This is a genomic window from Flavobacterium sp. FlaQc-30 (genome assembly GCF_044005885.1).
Taxonomy (GTDB): Bacteria; Bacteroidota; Bacteroidia; order Flavobacteriales; family Flavobacteriaceae; genus Flavobacterium.
On record NZ_JBIPCO010000008.1, the window covers coordinates 55,107 to 77,493 of the forward strand.

The 22,387-nt window shown below is 34.4% G+C and carries 14 protein-coding genes; 2 read left to right on the forward strand and 12 right to left on the reverse strand.

From position 1 onward, the window contains the following. Positions 1–3 precede the first annotated feature (3 nt). The 8 genes from ACHRV0_RS17225 to ACHRV0_RS17260 all read right to left on the reverse strand — a co-directional run bounded on the left by ACHRV0_RS17225 (position 4) and on the right by ACHRV0_RS17260 (position 12,136). On the reverse strand, positions 4–3,357 hold the full coding sequence (locus tag ACHRV0_RS17225) for a SusC/RagA family TonB-linked outer membrane protein (protein ID WP_395441759.1): 3,354 nt from the start codon (positions 3,355–3,357) through the stop codon (positions 4–6). Positions 3,358–3,367: 10 nt separating this feature from the next. Continuing rightward, positions 3,368–4,471, reverse strand: a complete 1,104-nt coding sequence (locus ACHRV0_RS17230) for a FecR family protein (protein WP_395441760.1) — start codon at positions 4,469–4,471, stop codon at positions 3,368–3,370. Between the two features lie 66 nt (positions 4,472–4,537). Continuing rightward, on the reverse strand, positions 4,538–5,137 hold the full coding sequence (locus ACHRV0_RS17235) for an RNA polymerase sigma-70 factor (protein ID WP_089055552.1): 600 nt from the start codon (positions 5,135–5,137) through the stop codon (positions 4,538–4,540). Between the two features lie 381 nt (positions 5,138–5,518). Further along, the gene (locus ACHRV0_RS17240; RefSeq protein ID WP_395441761.1) at positions 5,519–6,865 is read right to left on the reverse strand and encodes a DUF3526 domain-containing protein; all 1,347 of its coding nucleotides are present in this window, start codon (positions 6,863–6,865) and stop codon (positions 5,519–5,521) included. A gap of 1 nt (position 6,866) precedes the next feature. After that, complete coding sequence (locus ACHRV0_RS17245; RefSeq protein WP_395441762.1) at positions 6,867–8,318, reverse strand: ABC transporter permease; 1,452 nt, start codon at positions 8,316–8,318, stop codon at positions 6,867–6,869. A gap of 191 nt (positions 8,319–8,509) precedes the next feature. Next, positions 8,510–10,798 (reverse strand): TonB-dependent siderophore receptor, encoded by a 2,289-nt coding sequence (locus ACHRV0_RS17250; protein WP_395441763.1) that lies wholly within the window; start codon positions 10,796–10,798, stop codon positions 8,510–8,512. A gap of 31 nt (positions 10,799–10,829) precedes the next feature. Next, positions 10,830–11,525, reverse strand: coding sequence for an ABC transporter ATP-binding protein (locus ACHRV0_RS17255; RefSeq protein ID WP_395441764.1), 696 nt, complete (start codon positions 11,523–11,525; stop codon positions 10,830–10,832). Positions 11,526–11,785: 260 nt separating this feature from the next. Continuing rightward, complete coding sequence (locus ACHRV0_RS17260; RefSeq protein ID WP_395441765.1) at positions 11,786–12,136, reverse strand: hypothetical protein; 351 nt, start codon at positions 12,134–12,136, stop codon at positions 11,786–11,788. 422 nt (positions 12,137–12,558) lie between these two features. On the opposite strand from ACHRV0_RS17260, the gene ACHRV0_RS17265 reads away from it, so the two are divergent. Next, the gene (locus ACHRV0_RS17265; protein ID WP_129022993.1) at positions 12,559–13,308 is read left to right on the forward strand and encodes a 4-hydroxy-tetrahydrodipicolinate reductase; all 750 of its coding nucleotides are present in this window, start codon (positions 12,559–12,561) and stop codon (positions 13,306–13,308) included. Between the two features lie 248 nt (positions 13,309–13,556). Here the strand turns inward: ACHRV0_RS17265 and ACHRV0_RS17270 are convergent, their stop codons facing one another. The 4 genes from ACHRV0_RS17270 to ACHRV0_RS17285 form a co-directional block, all read right to left on the reverse strand. Continuing rightward, entirely contained in the window at positions 13,557–14,303 is a 747-nt protein-coding gene (locus ACHRV0_RS17270; RefSeq protein WP_089056712.1) for a succinate dehydrogenase/fumarate reductase iron-sulfur subunit, read from the reverse strand. 93 nt (positions 14,304–14,396) lie between these two features. Next, positions 14,397–16,307, reverse strand: a complete 1,911-nt coding sequence (locus tag ACHRV0_RS17275) for a fumarate reductase/succinate dehydrogenase flavoprotein subunit (protein ID WP_395441766.1) — start codon at positions 16,305–16,307, stop codon at positions 14,397–14,399. Positions 16,308–16,549: 242 nt separating this feature from the next. Beyond that, complete coding sequence (locus tag ACHRV0_RS17280) at positions 16,550–17,650, reverse strand: hypothetical protein (protein WP_395441767.1); 1,101 nt, start codon at positions 17,648–17,650, stop codon at positions 16,550–16,552. Positions 17,651–17,793: 143 nt separating this feature from the next. Next, on the reverse strand, positions 17,794–19,074 hold the full coding sequence (locus tag ACHRV0_RS17285) for an acetyl-CoA C-acetyltransferase (RefSeq protein WP_395441769.1): 1,281 nt from the start codon (positions 19,072–19,074) through the stop codon (positions 17,794–17,796). Between the two features lie 211 nt (positions 19,075–19,285). Between ACHRV0_RS17285 and ACHRV0_RS17290 the strand changes: the two genes are divergently transcribed. Continuing rightward, entirely contained in the window at positions 19,286–21,706 is a 2,421-nt protein-coding gene (locus ACHRV0_RS17290) for a TonB-dependent siderophore receptor (protein ID WP_395441770.1), read from the forward strand. Positions 21,707–22,387 lie beyond the last annotated feature (681 nt).

The window sequence follows — 22,387 nt, forward strand, 5'->3', positions numbered from 1 at the left end:
TTTTTAAAATTTAGCATTAACACCAAGCGAGATTGTTCTGGCTTGCGGATATGTATAATTAAATTCGCGTATTCCGTTCATTCCTTTCGGGCTTTTTTCTTTGTACCAATATGCTACATTAGTTGCATCTGCAAAAACGGCAAGTGTATCTAGAAATGTATTTTTTAGCGGTATATTATAGCTTAAATTAATATTACTCAATCTGATATAAGTCGCATCATAAACATATTTGCTGAGGTTTGCCACGATTGGAGTTGAAGTAACTGCGGGCTGCGACACAATGTCTCCAGGATTTCTCCAATGATCATTAGCATTAACAGAAAGGTTTCTGTTGAATGTATTTGAATATTTATCGATAAGAACATCTTTTGCTAAGAATTCACCGCCAATTTGAAAATCTCCTCTAAATGATAAAACAAGATTGCTGTAAAAAGAAAAACTATTGTAAAATCCTCCAAAAGCATCTGGTTGTCGGTCGCCGATTGGTTCCCAATCTGCGATAGTATACAATGATCTATAAGTCATAATATCGTAGATTTTACCATTTTTTTGTACCAAGTCTCTTCCCGTTGCAGGATCAACGCCCACCCAGTTTAATCCCCAAATGGTAGTGGTGCTGTAACCTATTTTTTGTGCAAGCGCCATTTCGGCTTGAGAATAATCGCTTCCTAAACCTTTTAATTCTGTTACTTTATTTTTTATTGTAGAAATATTAAAAGCCGTAGTCCATTTAAAAGCATCACTTTTAACCCATTTAATTCGGGTTGAAAATTCAAAACCTTTATTATACATGGTTGCCGCATTTAATTGAAGAGAATTATACCCAGTTTCAGTAGGAATATCTCGTGTTGCAATCAAATCGCTCAAATTATTATAATAGTATTCAACAGAAAATTCCAGACGTTTAAAAATATTAAAATCGATTCCGCCGTTGAATTTTATGTTTTTTTCCCAGCTTAAATCCCCATTTGGAGCTGTATTAGGAACTGCTCCGTCTAAACCATTATAACCATTTTGATGAATTGTGTATAAACCTTTAGATCTGTAAGAACCAATTCTTGAGTTTCCTGTAGAACCGTAACTGGTTTTTAATTTTAAGAAATCAATCCAAGAATTAGAATTAAGAAAATTTTCATTACTTATAATCCAGCTTGCACCTGCGCCGCCATTGAAAGCAACATTGCTGTCGACACCAAAAACAGAACTTTCATCGCGACGGAAATTAGCCAAAAAGTAATAGCGCTTTTTATAGTTGTAATTTACCTGGGCAAATGCCGAAACTCTCGAATTATAACTTATGTCATTTCCAAATGTTTGATTGTTTTTTGATTCATCTTCCGGCGTATTTGGGTTGTCATCCATAACAGCATCCGAAATAGCATTAACTTGATTTGGATTCACAAAACCTACAGCAGATTTATAATTAAAATTGGTTTTATCCTCAGCAAGTTCAAAACCTAAAACCCCATCAATGCCATGGCTTTCAGTAAGCTGTTTCTCGAACAAAAGTTGTCCCTGCCAGTTCCATTTTGTAGAATTTCGTTGGTTTATAAGACGGCGTCCCCATCTAGGATAATCAATACCATTCAACTTAAAAGTATTCAAAAACTGTCCGCTTTCATTTTCAGCAGAATAGTAGCGATCCTGTTCTTTATCCGTATAATCAATACCAAAAAGAGTAGAGAACTTTATCGCCTTGCTAAGCTGATAAGAAACATTCAAACTGCTTAAAAGTCCGTAAGTATTCGTTTCATTTTTATTTTGTTCAATTGCCGCCAGAGGATTTCCTCTGGTAATACCGCTTGAGCCTAAAAAAGAGTAAGAACCATCTGCATTATAAGGAGACAGAGTAGGAAGGTAAGCAAATGAATAAAAGATATTTGGCGCGTGCTGCTGTACAAAACTTGGATTAAGCATTAAGCTTACATTTAGATTTTTATGGTGAAAACCCAAATTAATTCCCGCATTTAATTGTTTCGTATCATTACCCAATTGAGGTTCATCAATTTTGGTATAACTCACATTAGTGCGGTATGAAAATTTTGAAGTTGAACCCGAAACGTTAAAGTTATATTTGTTGTAAACACCAGTTCTGTTCAATAAACTAAACCAATCTGTGTTTACCCCGTTGTACGGCGTTAAAGCACTTCCTGGTGAAGTATTTTTTATAAACTCATTGCGCAGTTCAGTATACTGTTCGCCATTTAAATATTTAATTTGATTAATGGCTGACGAAATACCAAGCTGATTTGAAAATCCAAATTGTGTTTTTCCCTTTTTTCCTTTTTTAGTTGTAATTAAAATTACACCATTTGCACCATCAGCACCATAAATACCAACTGCAGCAGCATCTTTTAAAACCGAAATGCTTTCTATATTCTCTGGAGCAATCTTCATTAACGGGTTAGAAAAGGTTTCTGTAGCATCTCCATTTCCACTAAAAAAAGTACTGTCTAAACCAAACTCTTCGCTCATAACAACGCCATCAACAATAAAAAGAGGCTGTGTAGAAGTTCCAGTTCTAGCATTTGTAAAAGAAGGCAGAGTACCTTGTCCGCGGATATTAATTTTTACGGGACCTCCAACTCCTGTTGTATTTTCAACCAAAACTCCTGCAATTTGTCCCGTAATCATTTTATCAACAGATTCAGAAGCCTGTTCGACCGCAATATCTTTTGCGTTCAAAGTAGAGATACTTCCTACGATTTCCTCCTTCAACTTTGTTGTACCGTATGATGAGGTAATAATAACCGGATTCAGCTCATCAGTAGTTTCTTGAAGATGAAAAACAAATTGTTTTTTGTTGTCTGCCTTTTGCGATTGCGTTTCCATACCCAAAAAGCCAACTTCAAGAACAAGATCATTGATATTATTTCCTTTTAACAGATAAACAAATTTTCCGTTAAAGTCAGTAATAGCACCCATTCCAGTTCCTTTAATGCGTATAGTTGCACCTGGAAGCGGCAGTTTGTCTTTTGCATTATAAACCGTACCGCTTATAAATCTTTCTGTTTCCTGTGTATTTGCAGTAACGTCAGGAACAGCATTCGTTAATAAAACCTGTTTTTTCTGAATGTAAAAAGAAATATTTTTACCCTTCAATAACAGTTTCAAAGTGGTTTCAAGAGACGCATTATTGACATCTAAATCAGCCAGCTGATCAGCATTTATTTTTCTGGCATTATAAATTATTCTAAAATCAGTCTGTTCTTCAATCGATTTGATAATTAGGCTTATAGGTTTGTTTTTTACATGTAACGTTATTAATTTATTTTGAGAAAATCCTTTAAATCCAGATATAAGTATGGCTAAGAAAAATAGAATTTTTCTTAAAACGGGTTGTATCGTAAATGTCATGTTTATTTATTTATCGAGGATTGGTAATGGTAATGGTTTTTTGTTCAATTGAATAATTAAAAGGCGTGTCACGTTTTAGAAGATCTAAAATGTTTTCGACACTCGATTCGCTGATTTTTATAGTACCAGTAAAATTCTGTCTGGCCAAATCAGAATTTTCATTGATAATCTCAACGTCATAGGTACGTTGAATAATCTTTGCGATTGTAGAAAATGGGGTGTTTTTAAACGCTAATTCACCTTTTGTCCAGGCTGAGTAAAAGGCAGGATCAACATTTTTTAAAGTAATTTTTTTTGCATTATGCTGCCAAGTAGCCATTTGGTTTGGCTCAAGTAAAACAACATTTGCAGGATTTGCAGTTTCAAACATTTCAATGCTCCCTTCTATCAAAGTACTGTTAATAGTAGGGTTTTCTGGATAAGCGCTGATATTAAATTTTGTACCAAGAACCTTAATATCAACCTGATTGGCGTTTACAATAAACGGATGCTCCTTGTCTTTGGCAACATCAAAAAAAGCTTCACCAGTTAAATAAACATTTCTATTGCCGTTGATGCCAAACTGCTGTGGATAACGCAAAGTACTTCCTGCATTTAAATTTACAATTGTACCATCTGAAAGTTTAAGTTTGAATCGTTTTCCGTACGGAATCGTAAGTGTATTGTAAACCACCTTTTCATCAGAAGTTTTACCAAAATAAATGATTTCGTTAGGAAATTTTCTGGCCACTAAATCTCCTTTATCATTTAAAAGTGCAGTTTGATTTTTCTCAGAAAAATATTCTAAACGGCCGTCGCCAAGTTCTAGAACAATCTCTTTTGAGGTTTTAGAAGTATTAGTTAATAATAAAAATGTAGTTCCTAATCCTAAAAGAACTAAAAATACTGCAGCATAATTTAAGTATTGCCTCAGTCTATTTTTTGGTTTCATTTGAATTACAGAAACAGCATCAGTTGCAGCAACGTTTGATAAGCCGGAAAGAACCCACGCTTTTTTTGCTGCAATAAATTGTTTCTTGTTTTCGGCAGAAGCTTCAATCCATTCAAAAAGTGCCTGAACTTCTTGCTCCGAAGCTTCGTTAGAAAGGTATTTATTTATTATTTCTGATGTCATATTTAAATATTAAACTTCTGGTTATAGTAAGTACACCTCAGAAATAAAAAACCCTACCTTTTATTCTTAATTATTATAAATAAGGATAAAAATAAGAAATAAATAATCGGATAATTTTGTTTTTAAAATCTTCAAAGCCTTTGTCATGTGGGCTTCAACAGCTTTTAAGGTAACTTGCATTTCTTCGGCGATTTCTGCATTTTTTTTATTCTCAAAGCGTTTTTTTATAAAAACTTCTCTGGTTTTAGGAGGAAGATCGTTAATCGATTCTTGAATTATATGTTCAAGTTCAGTCAATTCTAAAGTATCAAACTGAAGCGAATTTAAAACCTCAATATCCAGTTCTCTCTCTTTATAGTTCAATAAATCATTCTTAAACTTATCCTTTACCTTGTTATGACGAATTAAATTCAAACATTTAGATTTGGCGTAAGTAAACAAAAAAGCCTGAATCCCGTTGATAGAATCTACGCTTTCTCTATTTTGCCACAAATGAAGTAAAGCTTCTTGCGCAAGGTTTTCAGCTTCGTCTGAATCGTAAATAAATTGAACACTAAAAGATTGAATTCGTCTGAAATACTTGTCGTAGAAAAACTTAAACGCAGTTTCGTCTCCTTCCTTAAAGGACAGGAATAGATTTAATTCGAAACTGGTATTATTGTTCATTAAACGAAATTTACTTTGAAAAAGCAATATTAAGTAAATTTTGAAAAGTACTTCGATTTGCTAAGAAAGCGGCAAATATAAAAGTTTATTTATATTAATTCTAAATAAAATTCAAATAAAGATTAATTCGAATGATTTTATTCAGAATAAGTTTAGAAAGTTTTATTCAAGACAAAGTAATGTCATTTCGACCGGAGGGAGAAATCGCACAAGTATATCTACAAAGTTTTGGCAGCAATAGCAACGGAATTTCTAGTGCGATTTCTCCTTCGTCGAAATGACAAATCTGTGAGTTTAAAAAAAGCTTAGTAAAAACGCAAAGTTCGCAAAGCTTTGTGTAAAACTTTGCGAACTTTGCGTAATTGTTTGCGCTCTTTGCGGTTAAATAACCTTACGTTTAAAATTTCGCCATCCAAAACCAATCAGCAATAAATTAAAAAGCAATAAGGGTAAAAACGCTTTTACAAAACTAGTATCAGAGTTATCATTAAAAGTTTCAACTTTAAAATTCTCCCATTTTTCTTGATTAACCGGAGCATTGTCAAATATTTTTGGATAGAAATACAAACGCAGCTTTTCATGAAATTCTGTCGTTTCCTTTAAAAATAAAAGCTGATTTCGTAAATCTGATTTTGCAATTTCATTCAACTGAATTTGAGTATGAAGCGTTGGAATAAACTGTGCTATAAATTCGCCGGCATTATTACGCTGCTGTAGTTTAGTTTCTAATTCTTTTGAATGAACAGCAGATTCGTCGTCACCCATTTGCTGCATGGCATAATACCAAAGCCAGCTGAATTCCTTATCCGGCAAAGGATAATTTTTAAATTGCGGATAATGTTTGTAGAATTTATCCAGCGTTTCCTGCTTGTCCATATCCCATTTTTCGTGATAAGCATTTCTCTGCGTAAGCGTTAATTCTAAAGCCTCAGGAACTTTGTACTTATTGATGATGTACGTATTAATTCCCGCCGGAAGAATTATAATCAAGAATAACCAAATTGTCAATAGAATGACCGCATTGAAGTTTGAGTTTTTTTGCAGCGAAACAATAAAAAAACAAACGGCAAACCAAAATAATAAGTATAAAACAGAAAGTCCATAAAATACAATAAGCGATTTGTCAATTGGAATTTGTAAAAAGATAACCGCTGCTAAAAGAATCAAAGTCAAAAGTCCAATTAAAATTAAAATTCGGACGTAGAATAATTTCAAGATGTATAAAAAGGTGTTTGGACTCTGTGTCGCTACAATTTTCCAAGTTCCAGATTCTTTTTCTTCAGAAATAATATTATATGAAAAAGCGATTATCAAAAGTGGAAATAAATACAAAAGCACAAAACTAAAATCGATATTTCCGGCTAAAAGATTGCTGGGATTATTAAGTTCTGAATCGTATTTCTGAGCTTCCAAACCACGAATGGTAACACTTTGAATAGACGGATTTACATCGCGCTGCCCAATCGATAAACTGTTTATAGGCAGTGTTTTATTTACCAATGAAAACTTGATGTAGTAGAGCAGAAGTCCAATTTCGTCTTTATGAAAAGCGGCATTTCTCGCTATATGTTCCTTTTGGTAAATTACTGCTTCGGTAATATTGTTCTGTTGTTTTTCCTGAAACTGATGTCCAATTAAAAGACTTATAAAGCCAATTGCGAGTAAAAAAAGCAATCCAATTTTGGTGCCTTTCGAACGGATAAAATTTTTAAATAAGAGTACTAACATATTAAATGGCTTTTAGGTTTTTAGCGGCAATTCGGATCAAAATAAACAACAGAATTACCCACAAAAGAATAGAAATAACAGAGGCGATTTCGGTTTTCAAAACCTCCCAGATGCTTTTAGGTTCATAATGAAATTCTTCAACATCAGCCCAATGTTCTTTGCCGATCGTTAAAGGTTTATCATTAGGCTGCGGCTTTTTATTACTGATGTATTTAATTTGTAAAGCATTCATTTTCTGCGCCATTTCGTAACGATATTTCTCGGCTTGTTTCTGAAAATCGATGTATGAATCATAATCTGTATTTGATAATCCCATCGATAAATTTTTCATTGCGATATAAGGATTTAGGAACGAAACAGCTTTAGAAAAACTATTTTGCTCATCATAAATTTGTAGAAGATTTTCTAAATGTTTATTGTAAATATTCGAGCTGATTTTTTCGCCCTCAGTCATAATAAACCCAGAATAATTAAACGGAAGTTTTTGTACGGAATCGACTTTGTAAACTCTCAATAAAGAATCTTTTATAGCCTTGTAATGCACATCGTTTGGATTATGACTGTCGCCTTGTTTCAAAATATCTTTCTCGATATCGCTGTTAAACTGAATTTTTGATGGCGCTTCATACAAATACGCTCCAATTGCCTGAGTTGTTCTTGGCAGAATAATGGTAAAAATCAACCAGATTCCAATTAAAGAAACCAGCGCTTTTTTTGATGTTTGGCTTGAAGCCGAAATCAAAACGGCAACAACACAAAAGAACATCAGGTAAATAAAATGAAACCCAATAAACAACAGCATTTTGATCGATTCATCTGCCGAAATAGAGAAATTTTGAAGCAGTAACCAAATCAAAACTAAAACAATAATGGTTGGAACAAAAAGCAGCATAACAACGCTTGCAACGCCTAGGATTTTACCAAACAAAAGTTGTTTCCAGCTGATTCCTTGACTTAAAAGGATTTTTAAAGTTCCGTTTTCCCTTTCGTAAGCCACAGAATTAAATCCAATAAAAAAGATTAATAACGGAAGCAAAACCTGCAAAACCATCGCAATACTGATTTCGCCAAAACGAAGCATACTGTTTGAGAATCCTGCTTCAGAGAAATTAGCCGTATTTTGTTTGTGCGCTTCTAGGAAAATTGCATTTCCAAAAAACGGTTCCATTCCAAATTCAAAAACACTTAAAGACGTACTTTTTCGAAAAGCAAAATTTCCGTAATGCGCCATTCTATGCGGATTTTTATCTGGATTTTTCAACCAGTCTTCGCGCGATTCATGCTGATATTTTTCGCTGGTTTCGTTTTGACTTTTGTAATTGTCCCAGCCGGAAAACGCTGCAAATAGGAGCAGAGCACCAATAAAAAGTGTAATTACATATATTGCAGCGTTTTTAAAAACGGAGTTCTTAAAATGTTTAGCAATAAGTATTTCGGTGTGTAATAATTTCATGTTAATTAAAATTTACCTGTTGAGTGTAATGTTTAAACACATAGAAACATAGCTTTTGGTTGGTTTTTACAAGACGTTTCATTTGTATAAATTCATATAGCTATGTGTTAGAAACTAGTTTCTTTCAATTATCTTCTTTAGAAAAAAAAATCTATGTTTCTATGTGTTTAAATATTTTTCACTTCAACGAATTAAAATTTATAAGTTACAGTAAGACTTGCATTTCTAGGACTTCCCGGAAACAAACGCAAATAATTCTGCGCACCAAGCCAATAGGTTTTGTTTAATAAATTGCCTGCATTTACGGCAATCTGTACATTACTTTTACTTGGTTTGTAAAACAATGCAGCATCAAAAATGGTAAAATCAGGAAGTGTAAAATCTCTTGTAAACCAAGGCACTTTACTGCTTTGATATTGAACTCCAAAGCCAATTCCGAGATCTTTTAAAACAGAATCAGAAGCAAAGTTGTAACGTGTCCATAAATTGGCGCTGTTTTTTGGTGTATTTTGTTTTCTGGCACCAATTAATGCAGGATTATTGTCTTGAATAATTTCGGCATCAATGTAACTATACGAAACATTAATTTGCCAGTCAGCCGTAATATATCCGGCAAGATCACACTCAAAACCACGGCTTCGTTCAGCACCTCTCGTTACCAATAAATCAGGATTTGCTGGATCATTAGCATTCATTAAAATATTGCGTTGATTGATTTCGTAAATCGCGGCATTGAAACTCATAGAATTATTTAAAAAAGTCGTTTTTATACCCACTTCTTTCAAATCACTTTCAAGAGGATCAAATAAACTTCCGGCAGGCAAAGTCCCTGTTTGCGGCATTAAAGTCACCGTGTTTGACTGCGGCTGATAACCTTCGAGATAAGTTGTATAAACATTAATTGCATCGTTTACAGCATACGTGATTCCAACTCTTGGCAATAAAGCCGATTTTTTTACTTTTAATTCTTTATTAGTGTCATAATTCGTAATGTCTTCAAACCATTCATTTCGCAATCCCAATAAAAAAGTAAATTTTTCCCATTGTATTTGATCTTGAATATAAACCGCATTTGTTGTTGTTAAGGCTGATGGAAGAGCGGTTCTAACATTTAAAGTATAATCGTTAGGACTTGTGATTTTATAAGTAGGATTGCCCAAATTAAAATAATCAACATTTGGTTTAGGCATCACTACGCCGTCAATGGTAACCGTTTGGTAATTTGCTGCATTTGCTGCGACAAAAGAACCTGCAACCGTTCCGTCTTTCAACAAATAACCTCTTGCCGCATTTTGCCCGCCGCCTTTGTTTTTGTTCCAGCTGCTTAAATCGTAGCCTGTTAGTAGTTTGTGATTTAATTTTCCGGTTTTTAAATTAAAATTGAAATAAGCACTTAAGTTGTCAATATCCCAATTTTGCTGACGCTGTACAAACTGCATCATGGCGAGATTGGTAACCGGTTTATTGTTCATATCAACCGCAAAAGCATTTGTAGTTCTATGTTCCTGAAGATCTTCTGTCCAGGTTTGTTTCATGTAAACAGCATTAAAACCAATTTTTGAACTGAATTTATGAGCAAAATTGGTTGTCAAGATCATTTCTTTCGATTTAAAGAAATCACTCGGTGCGCCAAGATTTAAGCTTATCGGGGTTTTGTTCAGACTTGTTTTTCCTGCAACAGCGCCAAAAATAGGCTGACCTCTATCCAGAATTCCCGTCATATTACTTAAAATCAATTCCGTATTAATAGCTGTTTTTTCGTTCGGGATATAACTGAAAGAAGGAGAGAATAAGAACGATTTGTTGTTAACTAAATCCCGAAATGATTTTGCCTGCTGATAAGCACCGTTTACACGATATAAAAGTGTTTTTGATTCGTTTAAAGGACCTGTGAAATCCAACGTTCCTCGTAAAGTACTGAAACTTCCAACGCTCAAACTAACTTCTTTTCTGTCTATTGCCAATGGTTTTTTTGTTACTAAATTGATGCTTCCGCCCGGATCTACAGATGAAAATGTTGCGCTCGACGGACCTTTTATAACTTCAACACGTTCTATATTACTCGTTAAAGGCTGTAAAAAGTAGTATTGGCGTGTTCGCATTCCGTTAATAATCTGACCTTCTTCGTTTTGACTGATTCCTCGAATAGTGTATTGATTGTAATAACTCGCAGGAATAACGCCGCTTGACATTTTTACTGCATCGGCTAGATAGAATGCAGCTTTATCCGCAATTAATTCTTTAGTTATAGTCGAAATAGACTGCGGAATATCTTTGTTTAAAGCGGCAATTTTTGTTGCAGCAAACGAGTAATCGCTGTTGTATTTTTTGGTTGAGCGGCCTACAATTTCAACCGTTTGCAACTCATTTCGTTTGATAGAATCCTTAGCGATTGTGTCTTTTGATCTCCTGTTAACCGTTTGAGATTGTATATAATGTGTGCCAATTATTAAAAATAAAAGGCTGAATAAATGTTTCATTTTTTTGTTTTAATGGAAATTCGATTTCCTTTTATACCGTTTGTAAATACAGATTTTCAAGTTCATTTGCAGAGATTTTGTCAGCTTCGATTACTGTAACTAAATTTCCCTGTTTCATGATTCCAATGTGCGAAGCCACTTCTCTGGCTCTAAAAATGTCGTGCGTTGCCATTAAAATAGCCGTTCCATCTGCAGAAAGTTCTTTTAAAATCTGCGAAAATTCATTAGAAGCCTTTGGATCCAAACCGCTCGTAGGCTCATCTAACAAAAGCACTTTGGCTTTTTTGGCAATCGCAATAGCGATTCCAACTTTCTGACGCATTCCTTTAGAATAACCTCCTAAATCTTTGTTGTGCGCCGCAGCTTGCAAACCTGCTTTCGTTAAAAAATATGTCAATTCACCAGCAGAATATTTGAATCCAGCCAGCGACGAAAAGAATTTTAGATTTTCTAAACCGCTTAGATTAGGATATAACATAACCGTTTCGGGAATGTATGCCACGTGTTTTTTTGTTTCCTGCGTATTTTCTGTAACCGAGATATTATTGATTTGCAGCTCGCCGTCTGTAGGTTCAATAAATCCAAGGAAAAGATTAATTGTTGTTGTTTTTCCTGCACCATTTTGACCTAAAAGAGCAAAAATTTCACCCTCTTTTATCGTTAGATTCAATTTGTTCAAAGCAATATTGTCACCATATTTTTTGGTGAGATTCTCAGCTGTCAGCATATTTTTTTATGTATTTGGATGGATTATTTTGATTTTTGATATAGAAGCTTCGAGCTGATACAGTTTTGTAAAAGCTTGATTTTTAGTTCTTAAAAATAAATGTGAAGATTTGTTTACGAAAATTGATTATTCAGGCGTTTGAACTGATTTTAGAATAAAACAGCTCAAATAATGACATAATAATAAAACGCGATTTTGCTTATTTACAGTGAAATAGGCATGAGGCAATTTTAAAATTGTGACGAATAAAATTTTGTAAACTAAAGTAATGCGGGCGGTGCACGAAGGGCAAAAAGACTGCCTTTGAAAAACGTAGAAACAGTTTGAGAATAAACAAACTGGTAAGATATTTCAGAAATTACTGTATGGAAAGATAGGATCTGAAAGTTGTTTGGAATAAATGTACTAAATGCAAAATGGCAGATAGGACAGTTTGTGTCTGCAGAATGACTGTGTGTTATCTCATTTTGACCAGCAGTATATTTGTGATCGCAGTGTTTCTCAGATAATTGTTTAAAAACGTGTTCGTAGGAGTGAATAGTCTGAAACAGCATTGTAAACAATACAGTTAAAGATATTATGAAGTTGACAACTACGACTTTCTTTTTCATTTAGTGGTATTTCTGTGCGCTATTTGTTAGTATCATTAGTAAAAACAAGTAACGCAACAGTGTTGCAAATATAGTATCTTATTTGTTTTAATAAAAGATTATGAGAATTATTTCAACTATCCTGACATATTTGGCAGGTTTGATTTAGTTGTTTTGGTTTGAAATTTATTGTTTTTGGTATTTTTTTTGAATTAGTATTACCATTTTTTGCTTCAAAAAGATACGCTTATTATTCCTGTTAAAAGCATTAAAAAATGTTATATAATGCAGTTTTTGTTAGTCAGCCTGTTATATAATCCCTATTTTTACCTTACTAGGACCTTTTTTAAGATTCATAAAACGCATTTTTTATGATTTACTTTTCATCTTAAATAGGTCAATTTCTGCTAACGAGTTTCATACTCAATAAAAAAAAATTACATATGAAAATAGGATTAATCGGATTCGGAAAAACTGGAAAATCAGTAGCTTCAATACTATTAGAAAATAAAGGATTCTCTTTGGAATGGGTTTTAAGACAAAGCAAAGTTTTAGAACACAGATCAGTTCCAGAGTTTTTAGGAATTGAATCAGAAGAACCTGGATTAATCTATTCTAGTTCTAATACTGGCGTTGAAGAGCTGCTGGAAAAACATCCAGTAGATGTTATCATTGATTTTTCGTCAAGTGAGGGAATTTATACTTACGGAGAGTGTGCTGCTGATCGAAAAGTAAAAATCATTTCGGCAATCTCACATTATAAAGAGAAAGAATTAAAACTGCTAAAAAAATTAGCCAATAAAACCACTGTTTTTTGGTCACCAAATATTACCTTAGGAGTAAACTATTTATTGTTTGCGGCTAAATTTTTAAAGAAAATTGCACCTTGGGTTGATATTGAAGTAAACGAAGAGCATTTTAAGAAAAAAGAAGGAACATCTGGAACTGCGGTAAAAATCGCAGAAGCCTTAGATATTGAAAAAGAAAATATAAATTCAGTTAGAGCAGGAGGAATAGTAGGAAAACACGAAGTTATTTTTGGATTTCCGTTCCAAACCGTGCGGCTAATTCATGAATCTATTTCAAGGGAAGCCTTTGGAAACGGAGTTGTTTTTGTAGCCGAGAACTTAAAAGACAAGAAAAAAGGGCTTTATAATTTTGAAGATATTTTGACGCCTTATTTTGCGGTGTAATAGTTTTGTTACTGCAAAGGCACTAAAACGCTAAGTTTTGTATTAAAATATTGATTAAGCAGATTATTTGTCATTTCGACTGAAAGGAGAAATCGCACTAGTGAGTCAACAAAGATTGGCGATCATTGTTACGGCATTTCTAGTGCGATTTGCTTCGCCAGTTCGCTATCGCTCGAGCCTCCTTTCAGTCGAAATGACATATTTTTTTATCCTATTAATCGGCGGCTTAAAAAAAATTACATCAAAATTTATTTCCTCAAAAGTACAGCCTTGCTATATTCATAATTCATTTTTGCGATAGAAAGCACCGAAATTCCTTGCGGGCACTCGATTTCGCAGGCTCTTGTATCAGAACAGTTTCCAAAACCTTCAGCATCCATTTCTTTCACCATATTTAATACTCTTTTTGAAGCTTCTATTTTTCCTTGAGGAAGCAAAGCCAAATGAGTTATTTTGGCTCCAACAAATAGAGCTGCACTTGCATTTACACAAGTGGCAACACAGGCACCGCAGCCAATACAGGCGGCAGCATCAAACGAAGCTTCGGCAGTTTCATAAGATATTGGTATACTGTTGGCTTCAGGCGCTTGACCAGTTGAGGCTCCAATAAATCCGCCAGAAGTTATAATAGAATCGAAAGCACTTCTATCGATTTTTAAATCTCGAAGTACCGGAAAAGCTTTTGCTCTAAAAGGTTCAATATAAATAGTTTCGCCGTCTTTAAAGCTTCGCATATGAAGCTGGCAGGTTGTGGTGTTTTTTAAAGGTCCATGTGCACGTCCGTTAATCATAACACCGCACTGTCCGCAGATGCCTTCTCTGCAGTCGTGATCAAATTCGATAACACGTTCTTTTTTCTGAATAAGTGATTCGTTCAAAAGATCAAGCATTTCTAGAAAAGACATATGCTCAGAAACGCCGTCTATTTCGTAATCTACAATTTCTCCTTTTGAGGAAGTATCAAACTGACGCCATATTTTTAAAAATAGTTTCATATGCTTTTAGTTTGTGGTTTATAGTTTATGGTTTGTGGTTTTTGCGTGCAACATTCTGTTTTCAATTGCATTTCCCATTTTACAATTCATCATTTATTTATAACTTCTTACCGCAAGTTCTACAGATTCAAACACAAGAGGTTCTTTATGCAATTTTTGCGGATGATCTTTTCCTTGATATTCCCAAGCCGAAACATAACAGAAATCATTGTCATTACGAACAGCTTCACCTTCGGCGGTTTGGTATTCTTCTCTAAAATGAGCTCCGCAGGATTCCTCTCTCTGCAAAGCATCGTAACACATTAATTCGGCCAATTCTAAATAATCGGCAATACGTCCCGCTTTTTCTAATTCGCTGTTAAGAGTATCATCGCCTGTAATTAAAAGGTCTTTTTCAAACGAAACTTTTAGTTTTTTGATTTCTGTAATCGCTTCTTCAAGGTTTTCCTTAGTTCTAGAAAGTCCGCATTTTTCATAAAGAAGTTTTCCTATCGTTTTATGAAAATAATCTGCACTGAGGGTGCCTTTACTATTTAAAAAATGATCTAACTGCGTTCTCACTGCTTTTTCAGCCTCTTCAAAAGCAGGATGATTGGTATCAAATTTAGGAGCATTAAGTTCTCCTGATAGATAATTCGGAATAGTATACGGCGCTATAAAATAACCATCGACACAAGCTTGCAACAACGAATTGGCACCGAGTCTATTGGCACCGTGATCTGAAAAATTAGCTTCGCCTAAAGCAAATAATCCCGGAATTGTGGTCATTAACTCATAATCAACCCAAAGTCCGCCCATCGTAAAATGTGCTGCAGGAGAAATTAGCATTGGTTCTTTATAAGCATTGATTCCAGTGATTTTTTCGTACATCGCAAAAAGATTACTGTATTTTGCTTCTATACTTTTTTTTCCCTGCGCTTTTATGGCATCAGAAAAATCGAGATAAATAGCATTTTTCATTGGCCCAACACCATGTCCCGCATCAATTCTTTCTTTTGCTGCACGTGACGAAATATCTCTTGGAGCTAAATTCCCGAAAGATGGATAACGGCGTTCTAAATAATAATCTCTTTCTTCTTCAGGAATTGTATTTGGATTTCGATCATCTTTGGCCGTTTTAGGAACCCAAATGCGTCCGTCATTACGCAATGATTCCGACATTAAAGTAAGTTTGGATTGATTAGCACCATGTTGGGGCAGAGAAGTAGGATGAAACTGAATCCAGCTTACACCTGCCATATAAGCGCCTTTTTTGTGCGCTCTCCAAATTGCAGAACTGTTGCAGCCCATTGCCAATGTCGAAAGATAATATACTTTTCCGTAACCTCCCGAAGCCAAAACTACAGCATCTGCACTATGACGCTCTAATGCTCCTGTTTCAAGATTTCGAGCAATAATTCCTTTTGCTTTTCCGTCAATAATGACCAAGTCCAGCATTTCATGACGTGTGTATGTGGTGACTTTTCCTGTAGAAACTTGTCTCATTAAGGCTTGATAGGCACCCAATAATAGTTGCTGCCCCGTTTGCCCGCGGGCATAAAAGGTTCTTGAAACTTGAACACCGCCAAAAGATCTGTTGTTTAAATACCCAGCATATTCTCTTGCAAAGGGTACGCCTTGCGCAACGGCATGATCGATTAAAGCTGCAGAACATTCGGCTAAGCGGTAAACATTTGCTTCACGAGATCTAAAATCACCGCCTTTGATCGTGTCATAAAACATTCTGTAAACGCTGTCACCATCATTTTTGTAGTTTTTAGCAGCATTGACACCGCCTTGCGCCGCTACAGAATGTGCTCGTCTTGCGGAATCCTGAAAACAAAATGATTTAATATTATAGCCTTGTTCTGCTAATGAGGCAGCGCAGGAAGCACCTGCAAGTCCTGTTCCAACAACAATAATATTTAGTTTTTTTCGATTTGCAGGATTTACAAGCTTGGCTTTGGCTTTATAAGTACTCCATTTTTCGGGAAGAGGCCCGTGTGGTATTTTTGATTCCATCATTCTTTTACGGTTTAAAATAAATTCATGCAAAAGCTTAAACAAGAAACTCAATTATAAGAAAGTCTAATTTACTATAAAAATTTGATTTTTTGTAAATAAAAAACTATTTAAACGCATTAAAAATGTTCGGTAAAATTTTAGTTTTTTTATCTTACCAATTGATATTCAGATGTAAAATGTTATAAAAACAAAAACACAGCTCTATAATTAGGCTGTGTTTTGTTTGAAGTGGAATAGATATATTATTTGATAAGTTTTTCTACGTCTGGAATTTTCTCCAATGCTTTTGTGTTTTCTTCCAGAAGTTTAGTGGCGGCTTCATTTATTTTAGCTGCCGGAATTGCTTTCCATTTATCCAGGTCTTTTTCGTAGTCATTTTGAAATAATAGTCTGGATAAATCTCTTATAACACAAAAGGCTGCGATAGAATGACCATTTTCACTGTCATAATTGCCATTATTGATAAAGAATTGCAATCTTTTGTATAATCCATCGGGAGAGTAAAGAGATAATTCAGTCAATTTTGCTCTGTATTCTAAATCAGCAGAACCAACTCCTTTTAATTTTGGAAACAATTTATAGTCAGCAAAATGTCTTCCTTCGTGTCCGATGTAGCTAATTTTAAAGGTTTCTGATTTTAAATCATAAGCTTTCTTTACACAAAACAAAGCTTCTTTTGTTGCCCATCCTGCAGGATAATAGCGGCCTAAAGTGGCATATTCGCTCCAGCCCAAAGTAACAAAATCATCCATAAAATAGATTTTGACATCTGTTTCTTTTCCGTCGTAATTGAGGTTGTAAACAGTATCTTTTTCCGTTTTCCAAACTAATAAATCGTACAAACCTCCCGTTTTACCAAATCCTGTGGTGTGATACCCTAAACTTGAAATGTATTTTTTTTGATAAACATTGATACTGTCTTCATTAAAAGTCAATTTTTCTGAAGAAGGAAGTTTTGTTTTAAGAAAATTGAAAACGTTTTTCATAAGCAGCGTGTCATTTTTCTTTTCCTTGTCTAAGAAAGACATTCTCCAGTAATCTCTGTATATTTTCAGTAATTGATCGATTTTTGATTTTCGGGTTTCAAGGAAATCGCTTTTGTCATTTTTAAATTTAAAACGGTTTTCAAAATCGGTTTTAAACTTTAAGTCTTTTTTAGATATTTTTTTGTTAGGATCGATTTCTAATAAAGATAAAGCCTGTTTAGGATTTCCGTCTAATGCGAGTGAATAAATCTTAGTATAATCAAGCTTTAAACTATCGTTTTGTGCAGTCTGAGAATTTATTTTGGAAAAAGAAACAAAAGTAAAGACGAATACAGTAACAAGTTTTAATGTTTTCATAATAAAAAGGTTAAGTAATATTAGTTTTGATTTAATAATAGCTTTTTATCTATAGAGACCTTTTTTTTAATTTTGTTACAGTTTTAATTATTTTTATAGGTAAACCGATTGAGTTTATTGTGTAATTGTCAGATTTTAAAATGTTATTTTTCAATTATCATCGTAACGCCTTGTCCTCCTGCAGCGCAAATCGAAATCAATCCGCGTCCAGAGCCTTTTTCATTTAACAATTTTGCCATAACACCAATTATTCTTCCGCCCGTTGCAGCAAAAGGATGTGCTGCTGCCAAACTGCTTCCTTTTATATTTAATTTTTCGCGATCGATTGCTCCAAGTGTTTTCTTTAAACCAATTTCTGCACTTAATTGAGGGCTTTCCCAAATTTTTAAGGTTGCCAAAACTTGAGCAGCAAAGGCTTCGTGAATTTCATAATAATCAAAATCTTGTAAGTTCAAGTTTGCTTTTTCAAGCATTCTGCTTACTGCAAAAAGAGGTGCCAATAAAAGGTTTTGTTGATTTTTTACATATTCAATTGCAGCAACTTCGGCAAATGTAATATAGGCTAGAATAGGTAAACCTTGTTCTTTCGCCCATTCTTCGCTGGCAAGAAGAATACATGAAGCCCCGTCGGTAAGAGGAGTTGAGTTACCAGCAGTTAGAGTTCCATTTACTTTATCGAATGCTGGTTTTAATTTTGCAAGTTTTTCAAGCGAACTGTCTTTTCTTAGATTATTATCTTTTTCAAGTCCGTTAAAAGGCGTAATCATATCATCAAAAAAACCTTCGTCATAGGCTTTTGCCATATTTAAATGACTTTTAAGAGCAAATTGATCTTGTTCTTCTCTAGATATTTTATAGTATTTTGCTGTGATTTCAGTATGTCCGCCCATCGAAAGGCCCGTTTGGGATTCTTCATTTTTAGGTACTAATGGTGATAAATCCTTTGGACGAATTTTTAGAAATGCTTTTAATTTTCCTCCTAATGATTTTGCATTTCGAGCATCTAATAAAATCTTTCGCAAATTCTCGCTTATTGACATCGGTATATCACTTATGGAATCAACTCCGCCGGCAATTCCTGATTCTATTTGACCAAGCGCAATTTTATTAGCAATATAAATTGCACTTTCAATTCCGGTGTCGCAGGCTTGTTGTAAATCGCAGGCAGGAGTTGCTGGATCTAGAGAAGTTTTCATTACACATTCGCGAATCAGATTATTATCATAAGTATGTTTTATTACTGCTCCGCCCGCAACTTCTCCAAGTAGTTTTCCGTTTAGGCGGTATTTATCGATAAGCCCATTTAAGGAAGCAACCATCATATCTTGGTTTCCAACATTAGAATAAGCAGTATTTGCTCTTGCAAACGGAATTCGATTATAACCTACAATGGCAACTTTTCTGATTGATGTGGTATTGTTCATATCTAGAGTTTTGTTTCGATGACATAAAATTTTAATACTAAAGATAGGCAGAGTTTATTGATATTTTGATTGCAGAGAGAAAAAATGCCATTTGGTCGTTAATAATCTAAGAGAATTTTTTAATTAATTTTATTTAGAATAATTAAAAATAACTTGCATAGAAAAATATTAGCAATTACTTTTGCCAAATAAAACTTAAAATTTTACTAAAATGATTATAAATACGATTAAGAAATTTTGCTTTTTGATGCTTTTCTTAAGTTCATTAAACATGATAAGTCAGAACTTGGGGAAGGTAAGCGGTAAAGTTTCGCTAAGCGGAAAACAACCCGCAGAAGGAATTTCTGTGGTTCTTAAAGGAACAAAATATACTTCTGTTACAAATGATAACGGATTGTATGAGATTAAAAATGTTAAGCCGGGTTCCTATATATTAAGTGTTCGAGCGGTTGGGATTCATGCTGTAGAAAATGAGATTGAGGTTTATGCAAACCAAACTACTACTAAAAACTTTTCGCTTTCAGAAAGCCAAGAAGATCTCGAAGAGGTTGTAATTACAAAAAACAAATACAAGCAGGACAAACCGTCTTTGTCACTGCGTCTTCAAACGCCAGTTTTAGAGATTCCGCAAAACATTCAAATTGTAAGTGCACAAACCTTAAAAGATCAGCAGATTGTGAGCATGAGCGACGGTGTAATTCGTAATGTGAGTGGTGCGACACGTATAGAACATTGGGGCGATATGTACACTAATATTACAATGCGTGGTTCGCAAATTCAGGCTTTCCGTAATGGATTTAATGTAGTTTCTTCTTTTTGGGGACCATTAACGGAAGATATGAGTTTTGTAGATCATATTGAGTTTGTAAAAGGACCTGCAGGATTTATGCTTTCAAGCGGTGATCCAAGCGGACTTTATAATGTGGTGACTAAAAAGCCAACTGGAATTACTAAAGGTGAAGCGACTGTAATGGGAGGAAGCTATGATTTTTACAGAGCAAGTATAGATCTAGACGGAAAATTGGATAAAAAGGGAAAATTATTATACCGTTTTAATGGTGCTGCACAAAAAAAAGGTTCACATCGTCCTTTCGAACATAATGATCGTTATGTAATTGCACCAGTTATTTCATACCAAATTGATGATAAAACAAAAATTACTGCGGAGTATAATTTTCAATATGCAAATATGACTGAAGTAGGTTCTTTTTATGTATTTGGACCTGAATCTGATGGATATGCAACATTGCCAGTTGGTTTTACAATGACACAGCCGGGATTACCAGATACTAATATTCAAGATCACAGCGGTTATTTGATGTTTGAACATAAATTTGATGATAAATGGAAACTTACTGCGCAAACTTCATATTTTAAATACATTCAACAAGGATATAGTTCTTGGCCGGGAGTAGTTGGACCAGGTAATGTAGATAGAAATTTTGACGGTGTTTCTGAAGGAACTCTTGCAAAAGGTGAAATTATTAGAAATGTTGGTATTTGGGATGCTGAAAGTAATATGTATTTAGGACAAATATTTGTTAACGGAAAATTCAATACAGGTTCTGTATCGCATAAAGTATTAGGTGGAGTTGATTTAGGAAACAAAGATTATATGGCAGATTGGGGACAATCGCATGATCTTGATACTGTTGATAAGCCTTTTAATGTTTATAATCCAGATTACGGAACGCCTTCTAATGGTTTTCCTGAGTTTGATCATAAAACACCTTTAAGCCAGAGAGCAGGCGGACTTATGAGTTCTAAATATGCTGCTGGTTATATTCAAGATGAACTTGGTTTTTTTGAGAATAAATTAAGGTTAACGCTTGCTGCAAGATATACTTGGCTGAGCCAATCAAGCTGGGGATCGACACAAGAAGACAGTCATATTACGCCTCGTGTAGGACTTAGTTATTCTGTTACTGAAAATTTAGCGGTTTATGGTTTGTACGATCAGGCTTTTACGCCTCAATCGGGTATTATTAAAAGCGGAGAAAGTGTAAAACCACTTACAGGAAACAATGTTGAATTTGGTGTTAAAAAAGACTGGTTTGATGGTTCTTGGAGTACAACATTGGCTGCCTACAGCATTTTAAAGAAAAACGAATTAACATCAGATCCTGCAAATACGCCAGGGCAGCAGTTTAGTCTTGTTTTAGGCGAAAAAAGAGCGCAAGGTGTTGAGCTTGATTTGAGAGGAAAAATCTTTGATGGTCTTAATTTAATTGCAAATTATGCTTTTACAGAATCTGTTGTATTGGAGTCTAATGTGTCGACTATTAAAGAAGGTTCGATTGTTCCGGGTTATGCAAAACATACTGCAAATGCTTGGTTAAACTACAGTATTCAAAACGGAACCTTTAAAGGTCTTGGAGCATCTATTGGAGGAACTTATCTTGTAGGACGTATGACAGATACTTGGAGTGTAGGACTTGAAAAACTTCCTAACTATTTTAAACTTGATGGAGGTTTATCTTATGACACTAGAAAATTTAAAGTTACGGCAAACGTATTTAATATCTTGAACAAATACCTTTACAGCGGTTCGTACTATTCTTATCTATCAGCTTATTACTGGCAGACAGAACAGCCAATTAATGTAAGAGTTGGTGTAACGTACAAGTTTTAATTAAAACCGTAGAATTTTTATAAACGAAAAAGCATCTGTCAGTTTTGGCGGATGCTTTTTTGTTTATCGTTTATTGTTGTGGAAGGTCTGCGTAAGGGGATGCTGCCATAAAGAAACTTTGTCATGTATTAAGAGGATTTTTTAATCTGTATCAAAATAGCTTTCACGCAGATTTAAAGAGATTTAAGCAGATCTCCTCAGATTTTACTATTTCTAATATCAAAAGTAAATCTGCTTAATCTGCCAAATCTGCGTGAAAACAATCCTTTTACTCTTTTTATCCCGATAGCTATAGGATAATTTTAGCCACGTGTTAAGAGGATTTTTTAATCTGTATCAAAATAGCTTTCACGCAGATTTAAAGGGATTTAAGCAGATCTCCTGAGATTTTACTATTTCTAATATCAAAAGTAAATCTGTTTAATCTGCCAAATCTGCGTGAAAACAATCCTTTTTACTCTTTTTATCCCGATAGCTATAGGATAATTTTAGCCACGGATTAAGAGGATTTTTTAATCTGTATCAAAATAGCTTTCACGCAGATTTAAATAGCTTTCACGCTGATCTCCTGAGATTTTACTATTTCTAATATCAAAAGTAAATCTGCTTAATCTGCCAAATCTGCGTGAAAACAACCCTTTTACTCTTTTTATCTCGATAACTATCGGGAGCGGCAAAAAA

What these genes read in the sequence shown, in the direction of transcription:
- ACHRV0_RS17235 (WP_089055552.1), bottom strand. Translation starts at nt 5,137, where the DNA reads ATGAACAATAATACCAGTTTCGAATTAAATCTATTCCTGTCCTTTAAG.
- ACHRV0_RS17245 (WP_395441762.1), bottom strand. Translation starts at nt 8,318, where the DNA reads ATGAAATTATTACACACCGAAATACTTATTGCTAAACATTTTAAGAAC.
- ACHRV0_RS17240 (WP_395441761.1), bottom strand. Translation starts at nt 6,865, where the DNA reads ATGTTAGTACTCTTATTTAAAAATTTTATCCGTTCGAAAGGCACCAAA.
- ACHRV0_RS17270 (WP_089056712.1), bottom strand. Translation starts at nt 14,303, where the DNA reads ATGAAACTATTTTTAAAAATATGGCGTCAGTTTGATACTTCCTCAAAA.
- ACHRV0_RS17260 (WP_395441765.1), bottom strand. Translation starts at nt 12,136, where the DNA reads ATGAAAAAGAAAGTCGTAGTTGTCAACTTCATAATATCTTTAACTGTA.
- ACHRV0_RS17275 (WP_395441766.1), bottom strand. Translation starts at nt 16,307, where the DNA reads ATGATGGAATCAAAAATACCACACGGGCCTCTTCCCGAAAAATGGAGT.
- ACHRV0_RS17290 (WP_395441770.1), top strand. Translation starts at nt 19,286, where the DNA reads ATGATTATAAATACGATTAAGAAATTTTGCTTTTTGATGCTTTTCTTA.
- ACHRV0_RS17285 (WP_395441769.1), bottom strand. Translation starts at nt 19,074, where the DNA reads ATGAACAATACCACATCAATCAGAAAAGTTGCCATTGTAGGTTATAAT.
- ACHRV0_RS17265 (WP_129022993.1), top strand. Translation starts at nt 12,559, where the DNA reads ATGAAAATAGGATTAATCGGATTCGGAAAAACTGGAAAATCAGTAGCT.
- ACHRV0_RS17225 (WP_395441759.1), bottom strand. Translation starts at nt 3,357, where the DNA reads ATGACATTTACGATACAACCCGTTTTAAGAAAAATTCTATTTTTCTTA.
- ACHRV0_RS17250 (WP_395441763.1), bottom strand. Translation starts at nt 10,798, where the DNA reads ATGAAACATTTATTCAGCCTTTTATTTTTAATAATTGGCACACATTAT.
- ACHRV0_RS17230 (WP_395441760.1), bottom strand. Translation starts at nt 4,471, where the DNA reads ATGACATCAGAAATAATAAATAAATACCTTTCTAACGAAGCTTCGGAG.
- ACHRV0_RS17255 (WP_395441764.1), bottom strand. Translation starts at nt 11,525, where the DNA reads ATGCTGACAGCTGAGAATCTCACCAAAAAATATGGTGACAATATTGCT.
- ACHRV0_RS17280 (WP_395441767.1), bottom strand. Translation starts at nt 17,650, where the DNA reads ATGAAAACATTAAAACTTGTTACTGTATTCGTCTTTACTTTTGTTTCT.